Genomic DNA, 7,295 nt, shown 5'->3' with positions numbered 1-7,295 from the left:
GCGAACGCGAGGTCCCGCAGCGCGGCGAGCCCCGCGACCGACGGGAGCGGGCCGAACGGTCCCTCCTCGGACAACGCGGTCGCCGGGAACAGGCTGACCTGCAGGAACGCCCGTCCCCGCAGGGGGATCGGCAGGCCGGACCCGTCCTGGACGACCTCGGGGACGTGGCGCACGTCGTGGCCCGGCAGCGGGCCCTCGAACTGGAAGACGACCCGGTCGAAGGTGGTGTGCCCACCCACGCGGACCTCGGTCAGCGTGGGCACGAAGGGCGGGTCGGCCTCGACCCGGTGGTGGCTCTCGGTGGACTCGACGGTCATCGCGGTGCTCCTCTGCTCCTTCACGGACTGTCGGAGGGGAGAGGCGCGGCGGAGCCCCTGGATACGGGTCAGCCCGCGGCGCAGACCTCTTCGGCGGTGAGGTCCGCGGGCGGGAGGTTCTCCTCGGTGAAACCGAAGGGGCGCACCAGCGCGAGCCAGCGGCCGTCGCGCTGCAGGGCGGTGAGGCCGGTGTCGAAGGCGGTCCGCAGGTCCGCGTCCTCCCGGCGGAAGGCGAAGGCGCTCACCGGGTACACGGGGTCGCCGGTGAGCGTGGTCGTGGGGGCGAACCCGGGGGTCACCTGGAGGCCGGACCCGGGGTTGCGGGAGAGCTCGTCGAGCAGCGAGATACGGGTGAGGACGGCGGCCGGGACCTCGTCGGCGGCGACGGCGCGAAACAGCGTGCTCTGCCCGTCGTAGCTGCTCAGCGCGGTGGGGGAGAGCCCCGCGGCGAGGGCGAACTCCTCCTCGGCGGACCCGGCGAGCACGCCGAGCCGGGTGCGCGAGCGGGCGGCACCTCCGAGGGTGCGAAGGCCGAGCGGGTTGCCCTCCCGGACGAGGAAACCGAGGGGCGCCAGGAAGTCCGGGCGCGAGAAGGAGACGCGGGCGCACCGGCTCGGGGTGATGGTCGTGCCCGCCGCGACGATGTCGAACTGGCCCGCGACCAGGCCGTCGAGCAGGGCGGCGAACGGAACCTGGATCGCCTCGACGTCCGGGACGCCGAGGCCGTCGAGGACGGCGCGGGCGACCTCGGGGGCCTCCCCGGTGACCGTGCCGTCCGTGGCGGAGTAGCCGTAGGGGCGCTCGCCCGCGATGCCGATCCGGGCCACTCCGTCGGCCCGCATCCGCTCGAGGGCCGAGTCCGAGCGCGATCCGCAGCCCGCCAGCACCGCGAGACCCGCGGCGCCTGCGAGGAAAGCTCTCCGGGGCACCATCGCCCTGGACCCTAGGGAGGCAGGAGCCGCGGGCGCCAACCGGGCGCCCGCTCTCAGTCCGGCCAGACGGGGGCGCGCTTCTCGAGGAAGCTCGCCATGCCCTCCTTGGCCCCCGCGGACTGCGACATCGCGGCCATGACCTCCACGGCGATGCCGTAGGCGTCGGCCTCCGGGCGGTCCAGCTGCGCGTAGAGGGTCTGCTTGCCGACCTCCTTGCCGAACCGGCTGCCGCGGGTGGCGCGGGCGAGCAGGTCGTCCGTGCGGGCGTCGAGCTCCGCGTCCGGGACGGCGTAGTTGACCAGTCCCCAGTCGGCGGCCGTGTGGGCGTCGATGGGGTCGCCGGTCAGCGCCAGCTCCATGAGCCGCTTGCGCCCCACGGTGCGCGCCACCGGGACCGCGGGGGTGTGGCAGAACCAGCCGCCCTTGCCGCCGGGCAGCGCGAACGCGGCGGACTCGGCCGCGACGGCCAGGTCGCAGGTGGCGACGAGCTGGCACCCGGCCGCCGTCGCGATGGCCTGGACCCGCGCGATCACGACCTGCGGCACCGCCTGGATGGTCTGCATGAGCTCGGTGCAGAGGGTGAGCAGCTCACGGACGCCCTTCAGGTCACGGGCCGCGACGTCCGCGAAGTCGTGCCCCGCGGAGAAGGCCTTGCCCTCCGCGCCCAGCACGATCCCGGTCGCCGCGCTGCTGCCCGCCTCCTCGAACGCCGCGAGCAGCTCCCGGAGGTGGTCCTCGGACAACGCGTTGCGCCGCTCCGGCCGGTTCATCGTGATGCGGACGGTGTCCCCGTCCTCCTTGACGAGAAGGTGCTCGTAACCCATGCCGACACGGTATAGGCTGACTCCATGACCGAAACCGCACATCCGGTCACAAGAGCGGACCGTCTGCTCGACGCCGCGGGTGACCTGCTGGTCCGCTGGGGGTACCAGCGGGTCACGATCGAGGACGTCGCCAAGCAGGCCGGTGTCGGCAAGGGCACCGTCTACCTGCACTTCCGCACCAAGGAGGCGCTGTTCCTGGCCGTGCTCATGCGCAGCCACCGCGGGGTGGTCGGCAGGATGGCGGACCGGATGGAGGTCGACCCGGCCGAGGCGCTGCCTGCGCGGACGGTCGGTTCGCTCTACCGGGAGCTCGCGCGGGACCCGGTCACCCGCCCGCTCTACCTCGGCGATCCCGAGATCCTCGGCAGGCTGGCCCACGAGGCGGCCGCGGCGCTGGGCGGGATCGTCGAGCGGCGCACGGAGATCGGCCGCGCGTGGTTCGGCCTGCTCCGCGAGGCGGGCCTGCTGCGCACCGACCTGGCGATCGACGAGCAGATGCGCGTGTTCAGCGCCGTCACCACGGGGTTCTTCTTCATCGACGGCATGTCGACGGTCCCCGGCCCCACCGATCCGGACGGCCGGGCCGACCTGCTGGAACACGCGCTGCGGACCGCGTTGGAGGAACCCACGGGCCGCCCGACGGCCGAGGTGGCCGCCGCCAGCGCCGCCCTCTACCGCTCGCTGCTCACCTACATCGACGCGTTGTCCGCCTGACCCACCACTCCGCCCGACCCACGAGCCCGCCCGACTCACCACGAGGAGATCCGATGACCGTGCTGGACGCACCCGCACTGACCGATCCCGAGCTGCTCGCCGATCCCTGGAACGCCTTCGGCCGCCTGCGCGAGCAGGCCCCGGTCCTGCGCAGCCGGTTCGGCATGGGTGGGGACGAGACCCCGCTCTGGTTGGTGACCCGGTACGCCGACGTCAAGGCCGTGCTCGCCGACCCCCGCTTCGTCAACGACGCCGCCCGGTCGCCCGCGGGGCGAGACACCCGCGCGGAGCTGATGGCCGCGGTCGGCGTGACGCCGGACCTGGCCGAGTACCTCACCAAGAGCGTCCTGGACTTCGACGGCGCCGACCACGCCCGGCTGCGCAAGCTCGTCTCCCGCGCGTTCACGGTCCGCCGGGTCGGCGATCTCCGGCCGCGGGTCGAGGAGATCGCGGCCGGTCTGCTCGACGGTCTGTCGGGTGAGGTCGACCTGGTCGAGTCCTACGCCTACCCGCTGCCGATCACCGTGATCTGCGAGCTCGTCGGGATCGGAGAGGAGGATCGCGCGAACTGGCACGTCTGGGGGCGGGAGCTGGTCTCCGCGGACCCGACGCGGATCCCGGGGGCGTTGCGCGCGACCGTCGAGCACATCCGGGAGCTGGTCGCCCGACGTCGGGTGGAGCCGACCGAGGACCTGTTGTCCGGGATGATCAGGGCGCAGGAGGAGGACGGTGACCGGCTCTCGGACTTCGAGCTGGTCACGATGGTGCTGGCGCTGGTGTTCGCCGGGCACGAGACGACCGCGCACCTGGTGGCAAACAGCATCGCCGCGTTGCTCACCCACCCCGACCAGCTCGATCGGCTCCAGGCGGACCCGTCGCTGTGGCCCACCGCGGTCCACGAGCTGATGCGGCTCTACGGTCCGGTCAGCCAGGTCCGGGTGCGGTACGCGACCGAGGCCGTGGAGATCGGTGGGGTGGTGATCCCGGCCGGTGCCACGGTGCAGCCGATCCTGCTGTCCGCCAACGGGGATCCGCGCGAGTTCGACGACCCGGAACGGTTCGACGTGACGCGGGTGCCCGATCGCGGCGAGGGGCACGTCGGGTTCGGGCACGGGGCGCACTACTGCCTGGGCGCCGCCCTGGCGCGGCAGGAGGGCGAGGTGGCGCTGCGGGCGTTGTTCACCCGCTTCCCGGACCTGCGCCTCGCCGTCGCCCCCGAGGAGCTGGTGTGGCAACCGGTCCCCGGCTCCCGCCGCCTCGCCGCCCTCCCCGCCCACCTCCCCGGACGCATCATGGCTCCATGATGCGCGGGTCCTTCCTGCGGTCGTGGAGGAGGAGGAGCTGGTAGGCGGCGATCGACTGGGAGTCCGTGATCTCGCCCGCGACGATCATCTGCTCGAACTCCCGGGTCGTGAACCAGGCCTGCCGCATGTCCTGCTCGCTGTGCTCGCGCTGCGGCCGCCCTTCGGTCAGCCCGGTCGCGAGGAACACGAAGCCGCGCTGGCTGGACATCCCGGGTGCGACGTCCAGCAGCCCGATCCGCTCCATCCGCCCGGCCCGCAGTCCGGTCTCCTCCACCAGCTCGCGCACGGCGAGCTCGGTGGGGTCCTGGTCGGCGCGGTCCGGCGCGGTCCCCGCGGGGAACTCCCAGCGGCGCAGGCCGATCGGGTAGCGGAACTGCTCGACGAGGTGGAGCCGGTCGCCGTCGCGGGGGATGACGAGCGCGTACGTGGGCTTGTCCACCACCCCGTACACGCCGTCGGTGCCGTCGGCGCGGCGGATGGCGTCCTCCCGGACGGTCATCCAGTCGTTGGCGTAGACCTGGCGCGTCGAGAGGGTGTCCACACGGGCAGCCTGCCGGCTGGGACGATCGGGCCGTGCGCGCGTCCCGGTTGATGGCCCTGCTGTTCGTCCTGCAGCGACGTCGTGCGGCCACGGCGGCGGAGCTGGCCGCCGAGCTGGAGGTGTCCGAGCGGACGATCTACCGGGACGTCGCGTCGCTGACCGAGGTGGGTGTGCCGATCTGGACCGAGCCGGGGCCGGGCGGCGGGATCCGGCTCGTCGAGGGCTGGCGCACCCGGCTCGACGGGCTGACCGGGCAGGAGGCCGCCGCGATGTTCGCCATCGGCGCGCCGCAGCTGCTCGCCGAGCTGGGCATGGGGACCGCGCTCGCCGGGGCGCAGGCCAAGATCCTCGCCACGCTGCCGGAGGACCTGCGGGCCCACACCCGGACCGTCGCCGAGCGGGTGCACCTGGACGCGCCCGGCTGGTTCCACGCCCCCGCGGAGGTCGAGCACCTCGGGACCCTCGCCGAGGCGCTCTGGGACCAGCGCCGCGTGTCCATCCTCTACGGGCCGCGCCGGGTGCGACGCGAGGTCGAGCCGCTCGGGCTCGTCCTCAAGGCGGGGGTCTGGTACCTGGTGGCCCGGGTGGACCAGGACACGCGGACCTACCGCGCCGCCAAGATCGCCGAGGCCACCCTGCTCGACGCGACGTTCGAGCGCCCGGACTTCGACCTGCCCGCCTGGTGGGCGGAGTCCGCGGCCGAGTTCGCCGCGACCATGCTGCGCACCCAGGTCCGGATCCGGGTCTCGGAGCGCGGGCTGCGGGCGCTCAAGCGCGTCACGGACGTCGAGGCCGCCGCCACCGCGATCGGCCGCGCGTGCGAGCCCGACGCCGAGGGTTGGCGCGAGCTGGCCCTCGACGTCGAGTCGCTCGAGGTCGCCGCCGGTCAGCTGGTGTCACTCGGCGGTGAGGTCGAGGGGCTGGACCCGGAGCTGCGTTCCCGGCTCGCCGACCACGGCCGGGCGCTGCTGAACCGCAACTCCGGCCCACCGATCCACGGCGGCACGGGGCAGCCGTAGAGCCCGTACGGCTCGGTCTCGCACAGCGCGCGCCAGACGGCGCGCCCGATCCGCCGCCACCTCATCGCGGGACCTCCGTGTGCAGCCGCCCGCCGACGACGACCGCCACCGGCCGGAGCAACGCCTCCGGATCGGTCGTGGGGTCGCCCGCGACGGCGAGCAGGTCGGCGTCGTACCCGGGGGCGACCCGCCCCTTCCGGTCCCCGAGCCCGACGACCTGGGCCGCCGTCCGGGTGCCCGCGCGCAACGCGTCCGTCGGGGTCATCCCCGCCGTTACCAGCTCCGTGAGCCCCCGCGGCAGCACGCCGTGCGGCTTCACCGGCGCGATGCCCGCGTCGGTTCCCGCGACCACCACCGCACCCGCGCCGACCAACCGGGCGAGGGCCGCGCGGATCGCGGGCAGGTGGCGGAGCAGGAAGGGCGGCGGGACCATGCCGGGGACCGGGACCACCCCCACCGTGGCCCCGATCACCACCCGGCGCCGGACGATCTCGTCGACCAGCTCGTCCGGGACGACGATGCCGTCGGCCTCCATGAACGTGGCGTGCTCGATCCCGTCGACCCCTGCCGCGACGGCCTGGGCGATGGCCGCCACGGCGTGCGCGTGGGCGGTGACCGGGAGGCCGTGGCGGTGGGCCTCGTCGACCAGGGCACGCAGGTCCTCGTCGGAGAACTGCGGCGCCAGCATGTCCGTGCCCGGCGTGAGACCGCCCCCGCTGGCCATCACCTTGATCACCGTGCAGCCCCGCTCGGCGTGCTCGCGCACCGCCGCGCGGACGTCCGTGGTCTCGCCGCCGAGGTAGTGGCAGTGCCCGCCGACGCTCGTGATCGGCGGCCCGGCCGCCACGACCGTGAGGTCGGTGGGCAGGCGCAGGGCCGAGTAGCCGCGGTCGCCGAGGTCTCGCACGGTCGTCACGCCCGCCGCGAGCTGGGCCCGCGCGGCCTCGGCCATGGCGGCGAGCTCGGCGTCGGGATCGCGGAGCGCGAGGGCGCCGACGGGATCGGTGCTCGCGTCGAAGGCCAGGTGGACGTGGGTGTCGATGAGCCCCGGGAGCAAGGTCGTCCCGGGCAGGTCGAGCACCTCGACGTCCGGCGGTGCGGCGTCGCCGACGGCCACGATGCGGCCGTCCTCGACCAGCACGCAGGGGTCGTCCACGAGGCGCAGCCCGTCGAAGAGGCGATCGGCCCGCAGCAGGGTCGCGGTGGCGGTTCGGGTCATGCCGTCCTGTGTAGGACCGGACGGCGATCCGGCCATCGTGGAAACCACGGATCCGTGGTACCGATACCCCGTGCAGCCCCGGTTCGTCGGGAGGGCGGCGGAGCTCGCCGAGCTGACCGCCCTGCTGGCGGCCGCCCTCGACGGGGAGCCCGGCGTGGTGCTGGTCGGCGGTGAGCCGGGGATCGGCAAGACCCGGCTGGCCGCGGAGCTGGGCAGGTTGGCGGGGGCCAGGGCCGTCCCGGTGCTGTGGGGCGGGTGCAGCGAGGACGAGGGCGCGCCCGCCTACTGGCCCTGGCGACGGGCGCTGCGGGCGCTGCCCGGTGAGCTCCCGTCGACGGTGGACCCGATCGTCGCCGCGCCGCGGGACGTGTCGGTGGGGCCGGTGGAGCGCTTCGCGCTGTTCGACGCCGTGGCCGGGTTCCTCG

At 74.4% G+C, this 7,295-nt stretch carries 9 protein-coding genes; 4 read left to right on the top strand and 5 right to left on the bottom strand.

The window, feature by feature from the left end:
- The 3 genes from H5J29_RS15005 to H5J29_RS14995 form a co-directional block, all read right to left on the bottom strand.
- Positions 1–317, bottom strand: a 317-nt coding sequence (locus tag H5J29_RS15005; protein ID WP_446686478.1) for an AMIN-like domain-containing (lipo)protein, incomplete at its 3' end; no start/stop codon positions are given.
- A 68-nt stretch (positions 318–385) separates the two neighbouring features.
- Positions 386–1,249, bottom strand: coding sequence for a transporter substrate-binding domain-containing protein (locus H5J29_RS15000; RefSeq protein WP_181781577.1), 864 nt, complete (start codon positions 1,247–1,249; stop codon positions 386–388).
- A gap of 53 nt (positions 1,250–1,302) precedes the next feature.
- Positions 1,303–2,073, bottom strand: a complete 771-nt coding sequence (locus H5J29_RS14995) for an enoyl-CoA hydratase-related protein (RefSeq protein ID WP_181781576.1) — start codon at positions 2,071–2,073, stop codon at positions 1,303–1,305.
- 24 nt (positions 2,074–2,097) lie between these two features.
- On the opposite strand from H5J29_RS14995, the gene H5J29_RS14990 reads away from it, so the two are divergent.
- The gene (locus tag H5J29_RS14990) at positions 2,098–2,787 is read left to right on the top strand and encodes a TetR/AcrR family transcriptional regulator (protein ID WP_181781575.1); all 690 of its coding nucleotides are present in this window, start codon (positions 2,098–2,100) and stop codon (positions 2,785–2,787) included.
- A 53-nt stretch (positions 2,788–2,840) separates the two neighbouring features.
- Complete coding sequence (locus tag H5J29_RS14985; RefSeq protein WP_181781574.1) at positions 2,841–4,091, top strand: cytochrome P450 family protein; 1,251 nt, start codon at positions 2,841–2,843, stop codon at positions 4,089–4,091.
- On the opposite strand, the gene H5J29_RS14980 is transcribed toward H5J29_RS14985, so the two are convergent.
- Positions 4,078–4,632, bottom strand: coding sequence for an NUDIX domain-containing protein (locus tag H5J29_RS14980; protein ID WP_312858232.1), 555 nt, complete (start codon positions 4,630–4,632; stop codon positions 4,078–4,080). The genes H5J29_RS14985 and H5J29_RS14980 overlap by 14 nt on opposite strands.
- 32 nt (positions 4,633–4,664) lie before the next feature.
- On the opposite strand from H5J29_RS14980, the gene H5J29_RS14975 reads away from it, so the two are divergent.
- Positions 4,665–5,651, top strand: coding sequence for a helix-turn-helix transcriptional regulator (locus H5J29_RS14975; protein WP_181781573.1), 987 nt, complete (start codon positions 4,665–4,667; stop codon positions 5,649–5,651).
- 61 nt (positions 5,652–5,712) lie between these two features.
- On the opposite strand, the gene H5J29_RS14970 is transcribed toward H5J29_RS14975, so the two are convergent.
- Positions 5,713–6,870, bottom strand: coding sequence for an amidohydrolase family protein (locus H5J29_RS14970; RefSeq protein ID WP_181781572.1), 1,158 nt, complete (start codon positions 6,868–6,870; stop codon positions 5,713–5,715).
- A 70-nt stretch (positions 6,871–6,940) separates the two neighbouring features.
- On the opposite strand from H5J29_RS14970, the gene H5J29_RS14965 reads away from it, so the two are divergent.
- Positions 6,941–7,295: AAA family ATPase (locus H5J29_RS14965; protein ID WP_312858231.1), on the top strand; the 355-nt coding region annotated here is incomplete at its 3' end.

Source organism: Pseudonocardia pini, from assembly GCF_013870575.1.
GTDB classification, from domain to species: domain Bacteria; phylum Actinomycetota; class Actinomycetes; order Mycobacteriales; family Pseudonocardiaceae; genus Pseudonocardia; species Pseudonocardia pini.
This window is presented reverse-complemented; position numbering and strand designations above follow the sequence as displayed.